Source organism: Sphingorhabdus profundilacus (assembly GCF_009769755.1).
Taxonomy (GTDB): Bacteria; Pseudomonadota; Alphaproteobacteria; order Sphingomonadales; family Sphingomonadaceae; genus Sphingorhabdus_B; species Sphingorhabdus_B profundilacus.
Genome location: NZ_SDWJ01000001.1, coordinates 1604599 through 1623523 on the forward strand (window position 1 = coordinate 1604599; position 18925 = coordinate 1623523).

21 protein-coding genes are annotated in these 18925 nt (G+C 55.2%); 9 read left to right on the forward strand and 12 right to left on the reverse strand.

Going from position 1 to position 18925, the window contains the following annotated elements:
• Positions 1 to 29: 29 nt before the first annotated feature.
• From galE to hslU, 3 genes are all read left to right on the forward strand, one after another.
• The gene (gene galE, locus EUU23_RS07510) at positions 30 to 1031 is read left to right on the forward strand and encodes a UDP-glucose 4-epimerase GalE (protein ID WP_160353408.1); all 1002 of its coding nucleotides are present in this window, start codon (positions 30 to 32) and stop codon (positions 1029 to 1031) included.
• A 109-nt stretch (positions 1032 to 1140) separates the two neighbouring features.
• On the forward strand, positions 1141 to 1707 hold the full coding sequence (gene hslV / locus EUU23_RS07515) for an ATP-dependent protease subunit HslV (RefSeq protein WP_160353409.1): 567 nt from the start codon (positions 1141 to 1143) through the stop codon (positions 1705 to 1707).
• A 24-nt stretch (positions 1708 to 1731) separates the two neighbouring features.
• Entirely contained in the window at positions 1732 to 3033 is a 1302-nt protein-coding gene (gene hslU / locus EUU23_RS07520; RefSeq protein ID WP_160353410.1) for an ATP-dependent protease ATPase subunit HslU, read from the forward strand.
• A 76-nt stretch (positions 3034 to 3109) separates the two neighbouring features.
• Here hslU and EUU23_RS07525 read toward each other — a convergent pair whose 3' ends face one another.
• Positions 3110 to 5971: a M16 family metallopeptidase gene (locus EUU23_RS07525; protein ID WP_160353411.1), complete on the reverse strand. Its 2862-nt coding sequence runs from the start codon at positions 5969 to 5971 to the stop codon at positions 3110 to 3112.
• Positions 5972 to 6031: 60 nt separating this feature from the next.
• Positions 6032 to 6790 (reverse strand): competence/damage-inducible protein A, encoded by a 759-nt coding sequence (locus EUU23_RS07530; protein WP_160353412.1) that lies wholly within the window; start codon positions 6788 to 6790, stop codon positions 6032 to 6034.
• 62 nt (positions 6791 to 6852) lie between these two features.
• On the opposite strand from EUU23_RS07530, the gene map reads away from it, so the two are divergent.
• Entirely contained in the window at positions 6853 to 7680 is an 828-nt protein-coding gene (map, locus tag EUU23_RS07535; protein WP_160353413.1) for a type I methionyl aminopeptidase, read from the forward strand.
• 8 nt (positions 7681 to 7688) lie between these two features.
• Here the strand turns inward: map and EUU23_RS07540 are convergent, their stop codons facing one another.
• The 5 genes from EUU23_RS07540 to EUU23_RS07560 form a co-directional block, all read right to left on the reverse strand.
• On the reverse strand, positions 7689 to 8192 hold the full coding sequence (locus EUU23_RS07540; RefSeq protein WP_160353414.1) for an RES family NAD+ phosphorylase: 504 nt from the start codon (positions 8190 to 8192) through the stop codon (positions 7689 to 7691).
• Positions 8189 to 8626 carry an antitoxin Xre/MbcA/ParS toxin-binding domain-containing protein gene (locus tag EUU23_RS07545; protein ID WP_218939521.1) on the reverse strand — a complete coding sequence of 146 codons (438 nt, stop codon included), beginning with the start codon at positions 8624 to 8626 and terminating at the stop codon, positions 8189 to 8191. Before EUU23_RS07545 ends, EUU23_RS07540 begins: the two co-directional genes overlap by 4 nt.
• 91 nt (positions 8627 to 8717) lie before the next feature.
• Positions 8718 to 9656, reverse strand: a complete 939-nt coding sequence (argC, locus tag EUU23_RS07550; RefSeq protein WP_160353415.1) for an N-acetyl-gamma-glutamyl-phosphate reductase — start codon at positions 9654 to 9656, stop codon at positions 8718 to 8720.
• Positions 9653 to 10549: a C40 family peptidase gene (locus EUU23_RS07555; protein WP_160353416.1), complete on the reverse strand. Its 897-nt coding sequence runs from the start codon at positions 10547 to 10549 to the stop codon at positions 9653 to 9655. Before EUU23_RS07555 ends, argC begins: the two co-directional genes overlap by 4 nt.
• A 120-nt stretch (positions 10550 to 10669) precedes the next feature.
• The gene (locus tag EUU23_RS07560) at positions 10670 to 12058 is read right to left on the reverse strand and encodes a leucyl aminopeptidase family protein (RefSeq protein WP_160353417.1); all 1389 of its coding nucleotides are present in this window, start codon (positions 12056 to 12058) and stop codon (positions 10670 to 10672) included.
• On the opposite strand from EUU23_RS07560, the gene EUU23_RS07565 reads away from it, so the two are divergent.
• Positions 12002 to 12712: a hypothetical protein gene (locus EUU23_RS07565; RefSeq protein WP_179956494.1), complete on the forward strand. Its 711-nt coding sequence runs from the start codon at positions 12002 to 12004 to the stop codon at positions 12710 to 12712. The two genes, EUU23_RS07560 and EUU23_RS07565, sit on opposite strands and share 57 nt — an antisense overlap.
• 35 nt (positions 12713 to 12747) lie before the next feature.
• Here EUU23_RS07565 and EUU23_RS07570 read toward each other — a convergent pair whose 3' ends face one another.
• The gene (locus EUU23_RS07570) at positions 12748 to 14262 is read right to left on the reverse strand and encodes a flavin-containing monooxygenase (protein ID WP_160353419.1); all 1515 of its coding nucleotides are present in this window, start codon (positions 14260 to 14262) and stop codon (positions 12748 to 12750) included.
• Positions 14263 to 14385: 123 nt separating this feature from the next.
• On the opposite strand from EUU23_RS07570, the gene EUU23_RS07575 reads away from it, so the two are divergent.
• From EUU23_RS07575 to EUU23_RS07585, 3 genes are all read left to right on the forward strand, one after another.
• Positions 14386 to 14688, forward strand: a complete 303-nt coding sequence (locus EUU23_RS07575; RefSeq protein ID WP_160353597.1) for a PhnA domain-containing protein — start codon at positions 14386 to 14388, stop codon at positions 14686 to 14688.
• Entirely contained in the window at positions 14685 to 15095 is a 411-nt protein-coding gene (locus tag EUU23_RS07580; protein ID WP_160353420.1) for a DoxX family protein, read from the forward strand. Before EUU23_RS07575 ends, EUU23_RS07580 begins: the two co-directional genes overlap by 4 nt.
• A gap of 71 nt (positions 15096 to 15166) precedes the next feature.
• On the forward strand, positions 15167 to 15313 hold the full coding sequence (locus EUU23_RS07585; protein ID WP_218939523.1) for a hypothetical protein: 147 nt from the start codon (positions 15167 to 15169) through the stop codon (positions 15311 to 15313).
• Between the two features lie 52 nt (positions 15314 to 15365).
• On the opposite strand, the gene EUU23_RS07590 is transcribed toward EUU23_RS07585, so the two are convergent.
• The 4 genes from EUU23_RS07590 to EUU23_RS07605 all read right to left on the reverse strand — a co-directional run bounded on the left by EUU23_RS07590 (position 15366) and on the right by EUU23_RS07605 (position 18027).
• Positions 15366 to 15575, reverse strand: a complete 210-nt coding sequence (locus EUU23_RS07590; protein WP_160353422.1) for a cold-shock protein — start codon at positions 15573 to 15575, stop codon at positions 15366 to 15368.
• Positions 15576 to 15761: 186 nt separating this feature from the next.
• On the reverse strand, positions 15762 to 16142 hold the full coding sequence (locus EUU23_RS07595; RefSeq protein WP_160353423.1) for a VOC family protein: 381 nt from the start codon (positions 16140 to 16142) through the stop codon (positions 15762 to 15764).
• Between the two features lie 19 nt (positions 16143 to 16161).
• The gene (locus tag EUU23_RS07600) at positions 16162 to 16458 is read right to left on the reverse strand and encodes a hypothetical protein (protein WP_160353424.1); all 297 of its coding nucleotides are present in this window, start codon (positions 16456 to 16458) and stop codon (positions 16162 to 16164) included.
• Between the two features lie 81 nt (positions 16459 to 16539).
• The gene (locus tag EUU23_RS07605) at positions 16540 to 18027 is read right to left on the reverse strand and encodes a replicative DNA helicase (protein WP_160353425.1); all 1488 of its coding nucleotides are present in this window, start codon (positions 18025 to 18027) and stop codon (positions 16540 to 16542) included.
• A 148-nt stretch (positions 18028 to 18175) separates the two neighbouring features.
• Between EUU23_RS07605 and EUU23_RS07610 the strand changes: the two genes are divergently transcribed.
• A complete protein-coding gene (locus tag EUU23_RS07610; protein ID WP_160353426.1) occupies positions 18176 to 18658 on the forward strand; it encodes a UPF0262 family protein in 483 nt (160 codons plus the stop codon).
• The last annotated feature ends 267 nt before the right edge of the window (positions 18659 to 18925 follow it).

Consider the following 18925-nt stretch of genomic DNA (forward strand, 5'->3'; position numbering starts at 1 on the left):
CAGCCTTTCCCCAAATGGAGTAACAACAGATGAGCAACAAGCTGAATGTGCTGGTCACAGGCGGAGCCGGGTATATTGGCAGCCACGCCGTTCTGGCATTGCTTGATGCAGGGCATCAGCCTGTTGTTATTGATAATCTGGTCACCGGGTTTCGCTGGGCCGTGGCCGAAGGTACACCCTTTTATGAAGGTGACATATCCGACGAGGCATTGGTTGCGCGAATCTTCGACGAACAGGGCATTGATGCCGTCATGCATTTCGCCGGATCGATCGTCGTTCCTGAATCGGTCGAAAATCCACTCAAATATTATCACAACAACACGGCAAAGACCCGGTCGTTGATTGATTCGATTATCAAGGCCGGCATCCGCCACATGATATTTTCGTCAACGGCCGCCACCTATGGCATTCCCAAGGAAAGCCCGGTGCGTGAGGATATGCCGACCCTGCCCATCAACCCCTATGGCACATCCAAACTGATGACCGAATTCATGCTGCGCGATGTCGCTGCCGTGCATGATTTCAACTATTGTGCGTTGCGCTACTTCAACGTGGCCGGGGCCGATCCCGAAGGACGCAGCGGCCAATCAACAGTTGGCGCAACCCATCTCATCAAAATTGCGGTCGAGGCGGTACTTGGCAAACGGGACAGCGTGGGCGTCTATGGCACTGACTATGCCACCGAAGATGGCACCGGAGTGCGCGACTATATCCATGTTGCCGACCTTGCGGCAGCGCATGTGATCGCATTGGAAGCGCTCATCGCTGATCCAGCGACAAGCCACACGCTGAACTGCGGCTATGGTCATGGTTATTCAGTGCTGCAGGTTCTTGATGCCGTTGACCGGGTAACAAACAACAAGCTTGTCCGTAAGTTGGAGGGCCGCCGTGCCGGTGACCCAGACTCGCTGATTTCAGACAATCGCAATATCATCAGCCGCTTTGGCTGGCAGCCTAAATATGATGATCTGGACATGATCGTCAAACACGCGCTGGCTTGGGAACGCGAGCTGGACAACCGCCGGTCCTGAATATTTTGTGCGACAATGTGATTGATCCAATCCTTCCTGGAACGTCTTAAGGGAGGATAAAGACCGCTTGTGTCTTGCACTCCCCCAAGAGCAACACCATATCCGGCGCATGGACAATCACGCACATAACAATCCCACGACATGGTACGGAACGACGATTTTGTCGGTTCGCAAAAATGGCAAAGTCGTCATCGCGGGTGACGGTCAGGTTTCGATGGGACAAACCGTCATGAAACCCAATGCGCGTAAGGTGCGCCAACTGCATGATGGATCGGTCATTGGCGGATTTGCCGGCGCGACGGCAGATGCCTTCACCTTGTTCGAACGACTTGAGCGCAAGCTGGAACAGCATCGCGGCCAGTTGATGCGCGCGGCTGTCGATCTTGCCAAGGACTGGCGCACCGATAAATATCTCCGCAATCTGGAAGCGATGATGATCGTCGCGGATAAGGACGTCACGCTGATCCTGACGGGCAATGGCGATGTCCTTGAACCCAATGACGGTATTGCCGCGATCGGTTCGGGCGGTAATTTTGCGCTTTCTGCGGCCCGCGCGCTGGTCGATTATGAGGCGGATGCCGAAACTCTGGCCCGCCATGCGATGAAAATCGCCGCCGAAATTTGCGTCTACACCAATGACCAGCTGACCGTCGAAGTCATGGACTCGATCGCTTAAACACCTTTTTGGAACCATCAGAAAATGAACCAGAATCTAACCCCAAAAGCCATTGTGGCTGCCCTTGACGAGCATATTATCGGTCAAGCCGATGCCAAGAAAGCGGTCGCGGTCGCCTTGCGTAACCGTTGGCGGCGCCAGCGTTTGAACGCGGATCTGCGCGACGAAGTGACGCCAAAAAACATCCTGATGATCGGCCCCACAGGTTGCGGTAAAACCGAAATCAGCAGGCGGCTTGCAAAATTGGCTGATGCCCCCTTTATCAAAGTCGAAGCGACAAAATTTACCGAGGTCGGCTATGTCGGCCGCGATGTTGAACAGATAGCCCGCGACCTGGCCGAAGAAGCTGTGCGGCTGGAAAAGGAACGGCGGCGCGGCTCGGTACGTGAAGCCGCCGAAGCGGCCGCCATGGATCGTATCTTGAAACCCCTTGCCGGCGACACGGCAAGCGAAGCAACGCGCGAGGCGTTTCGTCAGCGCATCCGTGACCAGCATATGGATGATGTAGAAATCGAAATTGAAGTATCGGATAGCCCGGCTGTGCCGATGGAAATACCCGGCATGGGCGGAAATGTCGGAATGATAAATCTGGGCGAAATGATGGGCAAAGCTTTTGGCCAGAATAATCTGAAACGCCGAAAGATGAAGGTACCGGACGCCTGGACCAAGCTTGTCGAAGAAGAATCTGAAAAGCGGCTTGATCAAGACGATGTGAACCGGGTTGCGCTGGCCGATGCCGAGGCCAATGGCATCGTGTTCCTCGATGAAATCGACAAGATTGCAGTGTCTGACGTGCGCGGCGGATCGGTCAGTCGCGAAGGTGTGCAGCGCGATTTGTTGCCGTTAATCGAAGGCACCACGGTCGCAACCAAATATGGGCCGATGAAGACCGATCATGTGCTCTTCATCGCCTCAGGTGCTTTTCATGTTTCAAAACCGAGCGATATGCTTCCTGAATTGCAAGGGCGTCTGCCCATCCGGGTCGAGCTGCGCGCATTGGAACATGCCGACTTTGTCCGGATCCTGTCCGAAACACGGGCAAATCTGCCGCAGCAATATAAGGCCCTGATGGCGACCGAAGATGTGTCGCTCGATTTCACAAATGACGCCATTGATGCCATCGCGCGCATTGCGGTTGATGTGAACGCCACGGTCGAAAATATCGGCGCACGCCGTTTGCAAACAGTGATGGAAAAGCTGCTCGAAGAAATCAGTTTTGAGGCGGAGGATCGTAAAGGGGAGACGCTGATGATTGATGCCGATTATGTCAGCAAACAGCTTTCAGGCATTGCGAAGGACACCGATCTTTCCAAATATGTGCTGTAACGGTCCAAGCACCGTACAGCACCGATGCGCCTAGTCACCCTTCTGCCCTCTCCCGCTTGCGGGAGAGAGAGGACGACTAATGCCCTGCCCTGCCTACAGGTGCGACCACCAGTGTCCATGCCTTGTCCTTGACGAAATAGCGTTTGGCAAGTGCCTGTAACAGGGACGGCGTTACGTCGGCATAGTCGCTATATAGTCGCCCCAGCGCGGTATAACGCGTCGGATCATGTGTCGCCCCCTTTAGGTTGTTCAGCCAGAATGTATTCCCGGATGCGGCACGTTCGATATATTGCTTCATTGGTTCGACCGCACGATTCAACTCATCTGGAGTGACCGGATTCACCGATAGATCTGTCGCAACCTGATCGGCGAAGCTGAAAAAACGATCAACATCGGCGGGTTTCACCTGTGTATAAGCCATCAAATATCCGCCACTGGAAAAATCCTTGGGCCATTGCGATGTCATGTCCGGGCTATAGCTTGCGGCCTGTTCTGCGCGGAATTTTTCAAATAGCCGGTCGCGGAATATAGCTGCCAGAATTTCAAGCTGGCGACCTTCGGTAATTCCAGCGATACCGCCACCGGTTGGCCAAGCCATGACAGCCGCTGCTTGGTCGGCCGATCCCTTATGGGTCAAGCGCATGGGCGTTCCCGACGCCGCAGGAAAGCTGATCGACTGAGCTGTCGCAGCAGGCATGACAGCGCTGCGTGCTTTCATTGCGCCAAAACTTGCCTCGAGCGCGGATATGGCTGCATCCTTGTCAAAATCACCGAATAACAGCACTTCGACCGGCCCTTGCGAGAGCAGCGGCGACCAATATGCCTTGAAAGATGCAGCATCGATTTTGGCGACATCGGATGGTGAGGCCGCTTTCCAGCGCGGATCCTTGCTATGCAAAAGATATTCAAGATCGCGCTGCAATACCGACGTTGCCGACATCTCAAAACTGTCATAGCCCGAAGTGGCGAGCGCCTTTGCCCGTTCAACAGGTGCCGGGTCCCAACCGGGATGTTCAAGCTTAGTCGCGATCAAAGTCAATTGATCCGCCAAATCATCAGGCCGGGTATTGGCAGCAAATTCAAAGGCATCGTCGTCAATCGCGAAGTTAAGTTCGATCCGGCGTCCATTGACCATCTGGTCAATCTCGGTCCGCTTCAGGTTGCCAATGCCATTTTCCGGCAAGACATAAGGTCCGGCCCATAATAGCCCGCCTTTTTCCGGTGTGACCGATTGATAGCCTTTCCCAAATCTGACCATGACCCGAATTTGCCCGCTTTCGGCCTTGTTCGGGTAAAGCAAAGCCCGGACACCATTTGAAAGCTCCAACGAGGTCATTGACTGCCGCGAAACTATTTCCTCTGCCACCAATTTTCCGGGCGCCCCCAGTTTCGGCAGGGCATCAAAACCCAGGGCGGAATTCGCCAGTCGGGCGGCTTTGTTCGCGACAACGGCGTCATTCAATGCGGCAAGTGTGCGCTGGTCTGCATTTGCAACAGGCGTCGGTGATGACAACATCAGCCGGGTTGCATCGGCCTTGAACAAGGCTTGCGTAGATGCGAGCAGTCGGGCTGGGGAAAATTTGCCCTTCATCCCTTCAAAAACCTGAACAATCGTTTTCGGTGCAGCAACTGTTTCGCGAATGTCGACGGCATTCACAATATCATCGGCCTGTTTGGCGGCAGCTTCAAAAGGATAGCTGTCAAGCATGGTACGCAACGCATTGCCAAACAAGGTCAGTTCGCGGTCAATATCGGCTGTCGATGGCGGGGTTGCAACGGCGTCTGCGATCACTGACCGGACATCCTTGGTTGCGGCTTCCCACCTGTCGCCGACAGGGGTGAGCGAAACCAGAGTCGCGTCAGCGGTTCGGGAGATGTCTTCCTGCGCCACTTCGGCGAACAGGAAATTTCCACCGCTGCGGGCCTGAACCTCCAGCCGCCGGTTGATAATCTGCAACGCCAGCGCATCGACCAGTAACTGCTCATTATAGGCGATGGTATCATCGACCTTACGCCAAGGACGCAGATAGGCGATGCTGACCGTAGTCGGCAATGTGGCCTCAACCAGAACGCGGGTTGGCGTGCCGGTCGGTGTTGGATCGCCAAATGCCGGTTCGGGTGCCCGTGGGCCAGTACCTTTCCAGTCGTGGAAATATTTCTGGATCAGATTGGAAAGCTGTTCAGGTTCGATATCACCTGCGATGACGATGACCGCGTTTTCGGGCCGATACCAGCGATCGTGAAAGGCATTGAGCGCCTCTGCACTGGCAGCATGCAATGTTTCCGGGGTGCCGATAGTCGAACGATTCGCCAAACGCTGACCCTGAAAAGCATGTTGCCGCAGTGCGTCGCTATATACCAGCTGAGCGCCGCTATTTTCACGCAATTCTGCAAGGACGATCGACCGTTCGGCATTGAGCGCCACTTCGGAGATGCGCGGGTTGCGGATCATGCCGGATATGATCTTGACCGACTCGTCCAGCTTCTCGGGCGTCGCGTTGGGCAGGTCGAGCTTGTACACCGTCTGCGTGGGCGTGGTCTGTGCGTTGCTGTCGCTGCCGAATGTCACGCCAAAACGTTGCCATATCCGCTTAGCCTCTCCATCCGGGACGAATGTCGAACCGCGGAAGGATAAATGCTCGATCAGATGGGCAAAGCCTTGCTCTTCGTTATTTTCGTGCAATGACCCGGCGTCGATGCGGACACGGATGGATATCTGCCCTGCGGGAACATCATTTTTTTTAACAGCATAGCGAAGGCCATTAGGTAGGACGCCGAATGTCCAGCTATCGTCCACCGGCACGTCACTGCCCTCATACAACCAAGGTTGTTTGATCGGCGTGGCCACCGCCGCCGTGACGGGTGCAGCGTTCTCGGCATAAGTGGCGGAGGATAGCAGCAAGGCTGCAAGGGCGAGAGCTCGGGAGAATTTACGCATTATAGCCCTTTTATCCAAGGTGACGGTTGACGACAGATGAACAACGCGACGAAATACCGCTTAAATTCCACCATCGACGCAATCATACCCCAATCCGCGCAGTCCCAGCTTCAAAGCCTCTACACATTCGTTCAGCATATGCGCGTCGGTGGTGCGGACGACGAAATTGGCACCGACCTTGCCCTCGCGGAAGAAGGGATAGCTACCGATCTGGCATCCTTCATGATGCTTTTCAGTATCGCCGAGCAATTTGGCCACTTCGCTTTCGGCGACCCAGCACCCCACTTGATGAGAAAGCAGCGGCGCGCCGCCTTCCAATGTCCCTGTCAACGCATCCAGCATTCCGGCGGTGATATGCGGCACGCCGGCCATGATATAGATGTTCCCGTGCCGGATGCCCGGCGCGCCCGACATTTTATTGGGAATAAGCTCCGCCCCGTCAGGAACACGCGCCATACGCAACCGTCCGGGATTGATCCCGCCACGGGTCTCATAATATTTATGCAATACTGCGCTCGCCTCGGGATGGATGACCACGTCGACGCCAAGCGCCACCGCTATGGCATCGACGGTGATGTCGTCATGCGTCGGCCCGATGCCGCCCGTCGTGAACAGATAATCGTTGCGCGCCCGCAGCAAGTTCACAGCCTCGACAATCGCGTCCATTTCGTCTGCCACCACGCGCACCTCTTTCAGGCGGATTCCCTGAATATTCAGCCAAAGGGCAATTTGGGCGACATTTTTGTCCTGTGTCCGGCCGGAGAGGATTTCGTCGCCGATAATTACAAGCGCGGCGGTGTAGATGCGGGATTCTGTCATGCGACTGCGATAGCATAAATACCCCTCTCGCAAAGTGGGGAATAACGCTCTATATCGACGACATGGATCATTATGTAGAAGTAACGCCCGCCGAGGCCGGTCTGACCCGCGACGGGGTCATCAAATTGCATGGAGCCGAGGGCTTTGAAGGCATGCGAAAGGCCGGTCGCCTCGCTGCCGAAATCCTCGATGCACTGGTACCGCACGTCGTGCCGGGTGTGACGACCGAAGAATTGGACGACATTGTCCGCCAGATGACCTTGCGCGCCGGTGCTGTACCCGCAACGCTCGGCTATCGCGGTTATACGCATAGCTGCTGCACCAGCATCAACCATGTCATCTGCCATGGTATCCCATCCGATAAGCGGCTGAAAGATGGCGACATCGTCAATATCGATGTTACGCCAATGCTGGACGGATGGCATGGCGACACCAGCCGCATGTTTCTGGTCGGCGATGTTCCGGTCAAGGCAAAGCGCTTGGTCGATGTCACTTACGAATGCCTGATGCTCGGCATTGAACAGGCCAAGCCCGGCAATCATGTGGGCGATATCGGCCATGCGATACAGGCTCATGCGGAAAAGCATCGCTACGGCGTAGTCCGCGACTTTTGCGGCCATGGCCTCGGCCAGCTTTTTCACGACGCCCCCGAAATCGTCCATGTCGGACGTCCCGGAACCGGCCCCGAACTGCGCCCCGGCATGATTTTCACGATCGAACCGATGATCAACATCGGCAAGGCAGCGGGCAAAGTGCTGGAGGATGGCTGGACGGCGGTGACCCGCGACCGGAGCCTTTCGGCCCAATTTGAACATAGCATCGGCATTACCGAAACTGGATGCGAGATTTTTACCGCCAGCCCAAAGGGGTTTGACAAGCCGCCTTATTGAGGCGCTTATCATTCGGTCGGCAACCGCCCGTCGGGATCATAGACGGTCACCTTGCAAGGCGGGGCGTCGCTCCAGTTCCACAGCACCAGATTTGTCGCGCCTTCGTGGATGCCCGGAACATAGCTGTGCACCAGCGCGCCATTGAATCCTTCGGCCACCAAATATTTGGCGACCCTTTGCGAAGGTGCGATTTTGCCGCCGCGCTGGAAGACAAGCCATGCACAGGCCATGTCTTTTTCGTCAATCGCGAGTTTCTGGCATGTTTGCCCATCGGTCAAGTCTGCCACTTTTTCGCACGCAATGTCATATTCACATAAGGTCAAGGGCAGCATCCGACGCGCAAAGCCCTGCGTGCATTCGGCCAAAGCAGTAATCGGTTCGAGCGAAAGATAGAGCGCCGCCTGCCCCCTTATATTGAAGCGGCCACCGGAAATGGCCGCGCCTGTTCCAGAGGTGGGATCAAAGGACCATCGTGGATCATGCGCGCGATAAGCGCGGCCCGTAAAGTTCAAGCAAAACCGCCCAAGGCCATATGGTCAAGATAATCGCGCACAGCAGCCGCGTCGCCCGATTTCACCAATGATTCAGCAGTACGTCCGTCCAGAGCGGGAATAGGTTGCGACCGATACCAAGCCATGGCCTGAGCATCGCCGCCTGCCCAATTTTTGATACGTGCGATGATTTCCAGCATTTCGGTCATCCTGCCTTGCGCCTTTGGCGCTTTCATGCGGTTGGTTTTAATGACGGTTGCCAATGGCAGGCCGACCGTTTCGGCCAGTTGCGTCTTGGACATGCGAAACAGGTCCGCAAGATAGGCGATGTCAACGTCACCGGATTTGGTAAAGCAAGCACCAAGAAACCCGGCATCCGCAAAGGGTGCAAAGGTTGGCATTGCCCGAAACGTCGCGGGCAGTTCGCGTAAAGTCGCAGAAGATGGCGTTTCCATATTATGTCCTTCATTTTGACCCTATAACGTCCATATAAAGGGGCAATTCCTTCCCGTCAACCCTCTTGTACTTCATTCCGTCCCATGGTCGTCACAAGCGCAGCCCGGCAGTTTCGTCCAGCCCCGCCATGATATTCAAATTCTGAACGGCGGCCCCGCTGGCACCCTTGCCCAGATTGTCCAGCATTGCCAACAAACGCACTTGCGTGTTGTCGGGCGACCCCAAAACGTAAAGATCAAGCCGATCCGAAGGTTCCTGCGTATTCAGGATCAGGAGTTCGGACGGAGCAAGTTGGTCATGAACCGTGACCACAGGAGAAGCTGCATAATGTGCAGCCAATGCGTCCCGCATTACCTCCGGGCTGTCGCTTCCCGGCATGACCGAAATCGGCAATGGCACCTCGACCATCATACCCCGAAAGGCGCGCACCACCGCCGGAGAGAATATCGGCGCAAGGCCAAGACCGGCATGGATCTGCATTTCTGGAACATGCTTATGGCTTAAATCAAGGCCATAGGTACGAAAACCGATATCGGCACCGTCGCTGCTTTCAAACCGTTCAATCAACGCTTTGCCGCCGCCCGAATAGCCGGAAACCGCGTTGACGGTATAAGGCCAGTCTTCCGGTATCACATCAGCAGCAACCAATGGCCCAACCAGTCCTAGAAAACCGGTTGGGTAGCAACCGGGGTTGCTCACCAGCCGTGCCGATGCAATTCGGTCATATTGGCCTTTACGATATTCCGGAAAGCCATAGGCCCAATTTTGATCGACGCGGTGCGCGGTCGACGCATCAATGATTCGCGTTTTGGCTGAACTCGTCATTGCCACCGCTTCCTTTGCGGCATCGTCGGGCAGGCAAAGAATGACGAAATCCGCATCGTTCAACGCCTGACGACGGGCTTCAAAATCCTTACGTTTGTCATCATCAAGGACAATTAACGCAAATTCGTTGCGCCCGGCGAGCCGGTCGGCAATTTCGAGTCCGGTTGTTCCAGCCGCGCCGTCGATGAAGACCGATTTGGTCATAATGAAATACGCTTGCGGGCGACGATGGCCTGTTCGTGCGCCGCAAATCGGGCAGCCGCAATGGACAAAGGCTCCACACTGACCGCCATCGCTGTGCCATTGGCATGAATGATATGCTCGGCATCGGCCATGATTCCGACATGCCCTGGAAAAAACACCAGATCGCCCCGGATAAGCGGAGCACCCTCAGGCAAATCTTCGCCAAATTCTGACTGCTGCATATCGGCGTCGCGCGGTGCCAATATGCCTTTTAAGCCAAAAACCAGCTGGACCAGACCGGAACAATCAATCGCATCGCCGCTTCGTCCGCCCCAGCTATAAGGGGTGCCGATCAAGCGTTCTGCCAAATCGGCAGGCGACGGCGCGACGCCGCCTATTTCAGATAGATGCGCCTGCGGGACAAAACCATTTTCACAGGCCAGATAGGCGCCGCAATCGCTTGGTGCGCCGCAGGCCAATTGTGCGCCCATGGGATATCGCGCCAGAACCGGGGCCTTGGTCGAAGGCGCTGATACCAGCAAAGTGGCGGCGGCGCTGACGATATGCGTGGCGTCAAAATCTTCGCCCAGCCCGGCAAAACGCAAATATCCAAGGTAATTGTCGTGCAAACAATACCCCCATGCCCATTCACCCGCAACATCAAGCACGGCAAATTCCTCCCCGTGCATCAGCGCGCTGACGGGCATTGCCGTCGCATGGGGTTCGGCGTGGATTTCTGTCACCGGTGCAATACCCGTTCGCAACATGGGTACCGCATAATGTGGCGCAAATAACTTCCCGGCAAGGCTGATATCGGCAAGGTCACCACGAATGGGCGTTGTGCGCTTGTCACCAATCAGGCTGTGCCCCGATAATGTGTAAATAGGCCGGTCGCCTGTTGCTTGAGTGCCCAACTATCTCTTCCCCACTTGCGTCAATCTGGCCAAGGGCGGGTCTGTCGCGCCTTACAGTAAAAGCCGGTCAATGATATGCGCGCCAGCATTGGCCAACGCCACGCCATGCGTCCCATGTCCTTAGCGGACGGGATAAGTGTCCGTCAAATAGCGAAATACCGCACGCAGCCCCAACGCTTCGCCGCCCTTGGGTCGCCCCGGTTTGCTAGTGGGTCGCCAGGCATAGGTATCAAGATGGACCCATTGCACATCATCAGGCACGAATTTCTGCAAGAACAGCGCCGCGGTTACCGCCCCTGCAAAACTGCCCCCGCTATTGGCCGTATCGGCAATGTCGCTATCGAGCATCTCACTATAGGCAGCCCATAGCGGCATTCGCCACAATGGGTCATTGACCGCCTTCGCCGCGCCTAGCAGCCCCTCTGCGACATCATCCTGATTGCTGAACATTGCGGGTAAGTCTGGACCAAGGGCAGTACGCGCAGCGCCGGTAAGCGTCGCGAAATCAATGATCAATACCGCCTTGTCTTCGACCGCCTTGGTCATGGCATCAGCAAGAACAAGCCTGCCTTCAGCGTCCGTATTATCAATTTCAACGGTTATGCCCTTGCGGCTCTTGATGACGTCACCCGGGCGCAGGGCATTGCCCGAAATGCTGTTTTCCGCCGCCGCAATCAGCATGTGCAGCCGCACTGGCAAATGTGCTGCCATGATAAGCTCGGCTAGCGCCAAGGCATGGGCTGCACCGCCCATGTCTTTTTTCATGATCCGCATACCGCTGGCCGATTTGATATCCAGTCCGCCACTGTCGAACGTAATGCCCTTGCCGACGATCGCAACGCGCGGATGGCGGTCATCGCCCCAGTTCAGTTCGATCAGGCGCGGGGCGTGTTCGCGCATCGCCGCCTTGCCAACGGCATGTATCAATGGATACCCCGTTTCCAAAGCCTCGCCGCCGGTAATGCTCACCTCTGCCTTATGGACTTTGCCGATACGCTTTGTTTCGTTTTCCAGTGCATTGGGGCCCATATCGCCGGCAGGGCAATTGACCATATCGCGCACCAAAGCGGTCGCCATGGCCTGCAATGCCGCACCGGCAATCCGCCCCGGTTCTTTGACCAGCAGCACCCTTGGGCCTGTGACCTTTGGATCGCTTAAATATTCCTGATATCGGTATTGCCCCAGCATCCATCCCAACATGGCGTCGCCGGCGTCGGCATCCAACAGACGGTAATTCCCTTCGGGCAAGGTTTCCGCGAGCTTAGCGAGGCTCCAAATCCCCAAATTGGCCTCGTCGGCAACACCGGCGACTACAGACCATTCACCATATTTCTCAACCATTAGAACAGCGGTATCGTTAACAGCCGCTTCAAACTTTTGGGCTCTTACTGCGGCTCGGACAGTATCAGGTTGCGCCGCCAACCAAGTTTCAAAACCGGCCTTGTGTATAAGTTGGATAGGGATGGCGGGTTGGCCGTTATCGGGCTGGATCAATTGGTCATATTGCATGACAGCCTCGATAGCGACAAAGCCGCCGGAACGGGAGATATTTCAGAAATGACAAGAATTTTTCTTGCGCTTGCCTTTGCGGCTTCCTTTTTTGGACCAGCATCATGCGGTCGACATACATTCGAACAGGCAAGTCTTCCGTCCGACGTTGCAAAAGTGACGACCCCTTTTATGGCGGCCCTGCGTCAGGGGGATCGGTCGACCGTAGACAGATATATTTCAGGCAATTTTGCCGATGACAGCGCATTGCAATTTGACCGGATGTCCCAACAAATCAGCGCTTCGCCAGTCCTTGTCCCCCGCGTTTTTTCTCCTGAAACACAGCTTTTGGGTCCAAATATGAATGAAGTCCGCGTCATATATGCCGCCCAGGTTAAGGAAGAATGGGTCAGTACGGAAATCAAATTGTTCAAACCGAAGGGCGGGACGTACAAGGTTGGCTATTGGACTGTGAAGAAAGAAAGCAAACCACCGGCCTTGTTGGTCCACATTCGCGAAATGCAGCGCTTTGTGAACTGGCTGTTGATCGCAATTGCATCCATCGCCCTATTTGGGCTTGGCCTGATAATCTGGGCCGTCAAGCGGCGCATCGACATTATTACGCCGGATTTAGAACCGGAATCCCGACCTATTGCGACAACCGTTCGCGATTAAAGCCAGGGCCAGAAACAGGGAAACAAAGTCCGCTTTTATTCGGCAGGTACAAGCTGGCTTTCCGAAACCGGACGGGGCGTGGCCGAAGGATTGGAGAATATCATCACGCCGTCATCGACTGGGTCCTGGGACAGGATCTTTTTTTCGGCCGTATAGTTTTGCAAAACACGCCACGGGTGGCGGTCGCCATTTTTGGGCAATTTGTCAAAGGACCTTGCAAAATAGCCTGAACTGAAATCGGAAACAAAGGGTAGCCGGGGCATATTCAGATCATCGAGATGTGGTGTGGCCACTTTGGTATTTTTGTCGTCCATTTTCCAGAGCAGACGGCAAACATAATCGGCCACAATGTCAGTCTTCAAAGTCCAGGATGCATTGATATAGCCGAATACGCTCGCAAGGTTGGGGATGTCATTATACATCACGCCCTTATAGTTGAAATGCTCGCCGAAATTGATCGGTGCGCCGTCAATGCTCATCGCGGTCTTGCCCATTGTCACAAGATTGAGCCCGGTTGCCGTTACGATGATATCGGCGTCGAGATGCTCTCCCGATTTAAGCTGGATGCCCGTCTTCGTGAAATGGTCGATATGGTCAGTGACGACTTTTGCCTTTCCGCTCGAAATCGCCTTGAACATATCACTGTCGGGCACGAGGCATAGCCGTTGTTCCCACGGTCCGTATTTGGGCACGAAATGCTTTTCGATATCCACCGTGTCAGGCATTTCCTGACGCGCCATATCAACAAGTTTTTCCCCCAGTTTCGCTGGACTGCGGCGGGCATACCAATAGGTGAACCGCTGATGGTTGATGTTTTTCCATCGGGTTATCGCATAAGCAAGTTTTTCAGGGAGGAACTTCCTCAGGCCGTTGGCAAAAGGGTCACGCGCAGGTCGCGACACCATATAGGTGGGTGAACGCTGCAACATTGTGACCATTGCGCCTTCCTGTGCCATCACAGGGACAATGGTTACCGCCGTTGCACCGGAACCGATGACGACGACTTTCTTGCCTACATAATCCAGGCCTTCGGGCCAATGCTGCGGGTGGATGATTTGCCCCTTGAAATCCTTTTCACGCGGGAATTCGGGCCGATAGCCTGCATCATAATCATAATAGCCCGAACACATGAACAAGAAACGCGCCGCAAAATGCCGCTCCTTACCGCCATCGACTGACCTTGCTGTCACATGCCAGCACGCATCGGCACTGGACCAGTTTGCCGACATGACGCGGTGACCGAAATGGATGTGCGGATTGATACCGAACTCGGTCGCTGTTTCGTGAATATATTCGTGAATGGCCGGACCATCTGCAATCGTCTTTTCATGCAGCCACGGTTTGAAGCGATAGCCCAATGTATGCATGTCGGAGTCAGACCGGATACCGGGATAGCGGAACAAATCCCACGTGCCGCCCATGTCTTTGCGTTGCTCAACAATCGCGTAGCTTTTGTTCGGACATTGCATCGTCAGGTGCGCCGCGGCGCCGATTCCCGAAAGGCCAGCGCCCACGATCAAAACATCTACGGTCGTTTCCACTTGCGCCATCCTATCTCTCCGCTCAATCTGAAAAAGCTTACTGACATCATTGCAAATTGCAACTGACTTTCGCTTGGGCTGTATTGCGGCTATCAAAGCTGCCAACGGGTGTGGAATTGGAGTATCTTTATGATCGGTGACGACGATTATGTTTATGACGAAGCGTCGGGGGAATGGATCACGGCCACCGATGCGCGGGAAAAAATGTCTGCGGAAAATGCAAATGAAGTTCGCGATGCGGTCGGTAATATCCTGAATGATGGCGACCAGGTCACCCTTATAAAGGATCTGGTTGTCAAAGGCGCCGGCCAGACGTTGAAACGCGGGACGTTGATAAAGTCGATCCGGCTGACGGGCGACGCACAAGAAATTGACTGCAAATTTGACGGAATAAAAGGGCTGGTCCTGCGCGCCGAATTTGTCCGTAAAAGATGAACAGAACGGCCTGGATTCGCACGGCTTTCCGCGTCCTGATGGCCCTGTTCTATTTTGGCGCCGGCGTCTTGCATGTTAAGGCACCGTCGGGCTTTGTCGCGATCACGCCCGACTGGGTTCCTTTTCCGCATCAGGTGGTGCTGTTCACCGGCATCGCGGAAGTCGCAGGTGCCATAGGCTTATGCATCCCGCGTTTTCAAAGGGCGGCAGGGGTCGGGCTGGCGCTTTATGCGCTTTGCGTGTGGCCGGCGAATTTCAACCATGCATTGAATGATATCATCATCGGTGGTCAGGATCTGGGATGGGCGTATCACGGGCCAAGACTCGCCTTCCAGCCGGTTTTGATCTGGCTTGCCCTATGGGTCGGCAATGTGACCGATTGGCCATTCGCCAAACGCGTTGATTAGAGCCGGTCTTGCGTCTATTCGTTAACCGTTGGCAGCTATGGTGTCCGCCAACACAATCAAAGGGGTTTATGATGACCACCCGAGACCAGGAAAAAGACGACGAAGCCGCCCGCCGCCAGAGCGAGCGCCGCGATTCTCCCGATGCTGAATATCAAGGGCCAGAGCGCCGCAAAGGCGACCGCCGCGTCGGTGACCGGCGCAAAGAACCCAGAAGCTGAAACAAAAAAGGGCCGCCTTTCAGCAGCCCTTTTTTATGTAATGCAATCAGGATTAGTCGGCTTGCGACAAATTCACTGCTGAAGCCTTGCCATTGCGGCCAATTTCGACTTCATAATTTACGCGCTGCTCTTTATCGAGCGAGTGCATGCCGGCTGCTTGTACAGCAGAGATGTGCACAAAGCTGTCATCGCCGCCGCCATCGGGTGCGATAAAGCCATAGCCCTTGTCGGCATTGAAGAATTTTACGGTGCCAGTAGGCATATTGATGTTCCTTTCACGAAACAGGTGACCACGCGGCAAAAGCGCCACATGGGAAGCCAAGTCGTGGTAGGAAAACGTTTGCGCGGCCCAGCTACATCGCCAGATACGCGCCTCAAATTCCGTCGCGGTCGACGATAGCGTGGCCGATATACGCAATATTCGCAGATTTAGCAAATTGTAACGGCATCACGCCATGGGTTTGGGTTGCCACAACTCGATTTTCCGGCCTTCGGGGTCCATGATATGGGCAAAGCGGCCATTGGCTTCGTCGGGAAAGTTTTTGACCGGCAACACCCCATGTTCAGCGCAGCGGGCAAGAACAGCGTCCAGATCATCAACCATCAGGTTGAACATGAATTCCTTGTCAGAAGGCGCAAAATATTCGGTGTCGGCCTTAAAAGGCGAAAAAACTGTGGCCGCACCGGGATGCGCCGCAGCTGCCTCCGGGGTAAAAACAATACCCCATGGCTCCACCTTTATGCCCAGGACATCGGCATACCATACATTTACAGCCGCCGGATCTTCCGATTTGAAGAATAGCCCGCCAAGTCCTAAAATGCGTGCCATAACAGTCCGGTCCTTTCTGTCACCAGCCCAGTCGCCGCCGGTTCGCCGACACCCGCCGGGTATAATGGGCGATGCTGCCGCTGACGATCTGTTCGGGGCTGCTGCCCAATTTTCCCGTCACCAGATCGGCCCCAAGCGCCATGTTCGCGGCGACTTTCTCGGTCACCATCCGCTCCGCCTCTTTCACCGCAGAAGGCCCGCCAAAGGCCAGCGCACCCATCCGCATGGCAATGACCATATTGGATTCAGCGGCAAGTGCCCATGCGTCCATGCCAATGCTGAACCAGTTGGGCGATGCTGTTTTGCGCGACTTCATATTATGTTTGTTCCGATCATGGACGCCCTTATGCCCCATTTGTTGCATGCGGAGCAACAGATATCCCGCCTTCAATATTGATCAATCATAACCTGCATCGGCATATTGGTCGTCGGCAAGATCGGTAAAGCGCGTAATCTTCGCCTCGAATTTCATGCGGACCCGGCCAGTGGAGCCATGCCGCTGCTTGGCAACGATCAGTTCCGCAACGCCGAAAATCCGCTCCATCTTTTCACGCCAGGCTTCATGCGCGGCTTCATTGGCGGGGTCAGGTTGCTTGGCGGCTTCGTAATAATCCTCACGGAATACGAACCAGACCATATCGGCGTCCTGCTCGATTGAACCCGATTCACGCAAGTCGGACAGTTGCGGCCGTTTGTCGTCGCGCTGTTCCACCGCACGGCTGAGCTGCGAAAGCGCTATCACCGGAACGCCCAGTTCCTTGGCAAGCGTCTTGAGACCACGGCTGATTTCCGAAATTTCGTTGACGCGGTTGTCGTTGGCGCGGCTCGACCCTTGCAGCAACTGCAAATAGTCGACGATGATTAGCCCGATGCCATGCCGCCGCTGCAACCGGCGTGCGCGGGTTCTGAGTGCGGCGATGCTGAGCGCTGGGGTATCGTCGATGAAGAGCGGCAATTCCTGCAATTCGCGGCTTGCGCGCGACAGTTCGCGGAAATCTTCGCGCGATATCTTGCCCATGCGAAGCAATTCGGAACTGATGCCCGACTGTTCGGCCAAAATACGTGTCGCCAACTGGTCAGCGGACATTTCGAGGCTGAAAAAGGCGACCTTGGCCCCTGCCCCCTTGGCTTCTTCAATCCCGTCTTCGCGTTCGCGGATCCAGCGGCGCGCGGCGTTGAACGCGATATTGGTGGCAAGCGAGGTTTTGCCCATACCCGGTCGTCCAGCCAGAATGACAAGGTCGCTATTGTGCAGGCCGCCGCATTTGGCGTTGATGCTATCAAGGCCGGTCGTGACACCAGAAAGATGCCCCCCCGACTGAAGCGCTTTTTCCACATTCTTGATGGCCTCGGTCGACGCCATCAGAAAGCTTTTCATCGAACCGGTTTCGCCTTCACCCTCGGCGACCTTATACAATGCGCTTTCTGCGGCCTCTATCTGTCCCTTGGGATCGACGCTTTCACTTGTATCCAGCGCATTGTCGACCAACGTGCGCCCAACGGTCACCAATTCGCGCAACAGGGCAAGATCATAGATTTGTTGCGCGAAATCACGCGCGCCGATCAGGCCGGCGCCATCGGCCGTCAATTTGATCAGATAACCCGGCCCACCCAGTTCTTTCATCGCCTCGTCCGCTTCGAAAAACGGTTTCAGCGTGACCGGCGTGACCAGCATGTTGCGATCAATCAGGCGAAGCACCTGTTCGTAAATGCGGCCATGCAAGGGTTCAAAAAAATGGTCCGGCTGCAGCTTGATCGAAACATCTTCGATAATCCGGTTATCGATCAATATCGCGCCGAGAAATGCCGCCTCCGCCTCGATATTCCGGGGCAAACGCTGGGGTTCCGCTTCGTTAACGGCGGCTAGTCTGATCGGTTCGGCCATAACGCCCTATCCTTTAGCATAAGCCCATGTGCAAGACCCTGCAAAAATAGAATGGGGGACAGGGCTGTGGACAAATATTTTTCCCGCGGCGAAGACACGCAGGGGAGGATTCACTTGCCCCAAAATTATCACAAGCTAACACAGCAGCATGAGCGACGCCCGCATCATCAAAGTCGAACTTGACGAGGCAACGATCCTGCGTCGAAACGCCGATATTGAGCAAGAGCGCCGCGTTGCGATCTTCGATTTGATCGAAGATAATGTCTTTAAACCTGTGCGCGATTTTGGCGATGGCTATGCGGGTCCGTATCAATTGAACCTCAGTGTCGAAGAAGGCCGGTTGATCTGGGACATCCGCCGCGAAGACGGCAGTCCATTCGAAATTCTGATCCTTGGACTTGGCCGATTTCGCCGTGTGGTCAAAGACTATTTCGCCATTTGCGACAGCTATTATCAGGCCATCCGCAAAGCCAGCGCGGCCGAGATCGAAACCATCGACATGGCCCGACGCGGCGTCCACAATGAAGCCGCCGAATTGTTGATGGAACGTCTGGAGGGCAAAGTCGAAGTCGATTTCGCAACCGCTCGCCGCCTGTTCACCCTGATTTGTGTGCTGCATATCAAGGGGTGAAAATGGGCTGCTGTGTTGTCGCCGGGTTCACTGCACCAACACCTTTCCACCACCGTCACCCTGAACTTGTTTCAGGGTCCATCATGAAGCGTTCCCCGTCGGGTGCCGTGTAAAGCAACCGTGCGGCGTTGCTTGGTTTGCCACAAGATTGAAGGAATGCACCGACAAATGGACCCTGAAACAAGTTCAGGGTGACGGGAACTATAAATACGATTATGATCGGTAAACGCCCGTAAAAGCATCTACCTACCGCACCCCTTTTCCAAT

Bases quoted from the DNA above. Each gene is read 5' to 3' on its own strand.
- galE (WP_160353408.1), top strand. From the start codon at position 30: ATGAGCAACAAGCTGAATGTGCTGGTCACAGGCGGAGCCGGGTATATT.
- hslV (WP_160353409.1), top strand. From the start codon at position 1,141: ATGGACAATCACGCACATAACAATCCCACGACATGGTACGGAACGACG.
- hslU (WP_160353410.1), top strand. From the start codon at position 1,732: ATGAACCAGAATCTAACCCCAAAAGCCATTGTGGCTGCCCTTGACGAG.
- EUU23_RS07525 (WP_160353411.1), bottom strand. From the start codon at position 5,971: ATGCGTAAATTCTCCCGAGCTCTCGCCCTTGCAGCCTTGCTGCTATCC.
- EUU23_RS07530 (WP_160353412.1), bottom strand. From the start codon at position 6,790: ATGACAGAATCCCGCATCTACACCGCCGCGCTTGTAATTATCGGCGAC.
- map (WP_160353413.1), top strand. From the start codon at position 6,853: ATGGATCATTATGTAGAAGTAACGCCCGCCGAGGCCGGTCTGACCCGC.
- EUU23_RS07545 (WP_218939521.1), bottom strand. From the start codon at position 8,626: ATGGAAACGCCATCTTCTGCGACTTTACGCGAACTGCCCGCGACGTTT.
- argC (WP_160353415.1), bottom strand. From the start codon at position 9,656: ATGACCAAATCGGTCTTCATCGACGGCGCGGCTGGAACAACCGGACTC.
- EUU23_RS07560 (WP_160353417.1), bottom strand. From the start codon at position 12,058: ATGCAATATGACCAATTGATCCAGCCCGATAACGGCCAACCCGCCATC.
- EUU23_RS07570 (WP_160353419.1), bottom strand. From the start codon at position 14,262: ATGGCGCAAGTGGAAACGACCGTAGATGTTTTGATCGTGGGCGCTGGC.
- EUU23_RS07580 (WP_160353420.1), top strand. From the start codon at position 14,685: ATGAACAGAACGGCCTGGATTCGCACGGCTTTCCGCGTCCTGATGGCC.
- EUU23_RS07585 (WP_218939523.1), top strand. From the start codon at position 15,167: ATGACCACCCGAGACCAGGAAAAAGACGACGAAGCCGCCCGCCGCCAG.
- EUU23_RS07590 (WP_160353422.1), bottom strand. From the start codon at position 15,575: ATGCCTACTGGCACCGTAAAATTCTTCAATGCCGACAAGGGCTATGGC.
- EUU23_RS07595 (WP_160353423.1), bottom strand. From the start codon at position 16,142: ATGGCACGCATTTTAGGACTTGGCGGGCTATTCTTCAAATCGGAAGAT.
- EUU23_RS07600 (WP_160353424.1), bottom strand. From the start codon at position 16,458: ATGAAGTCGCGCAAAACAGCATCGCCCAACTGGTTCAGCATTGGCATG.
- EUU23_RS07605 (WP_160353425.1), bottom strand. From the start codon at position 18,027: ATGGCCGAACCGATCAGACTAGCCGCCGTTAACGAAGCGGAACCCCAG.
- EUU23_RS07610 (WP_160353426.1), top strand. From the start codon at position 18,176: ATGAGCGACGCCCGCATCATCAAAGTCGAACTTGACGAGGCAACGATC.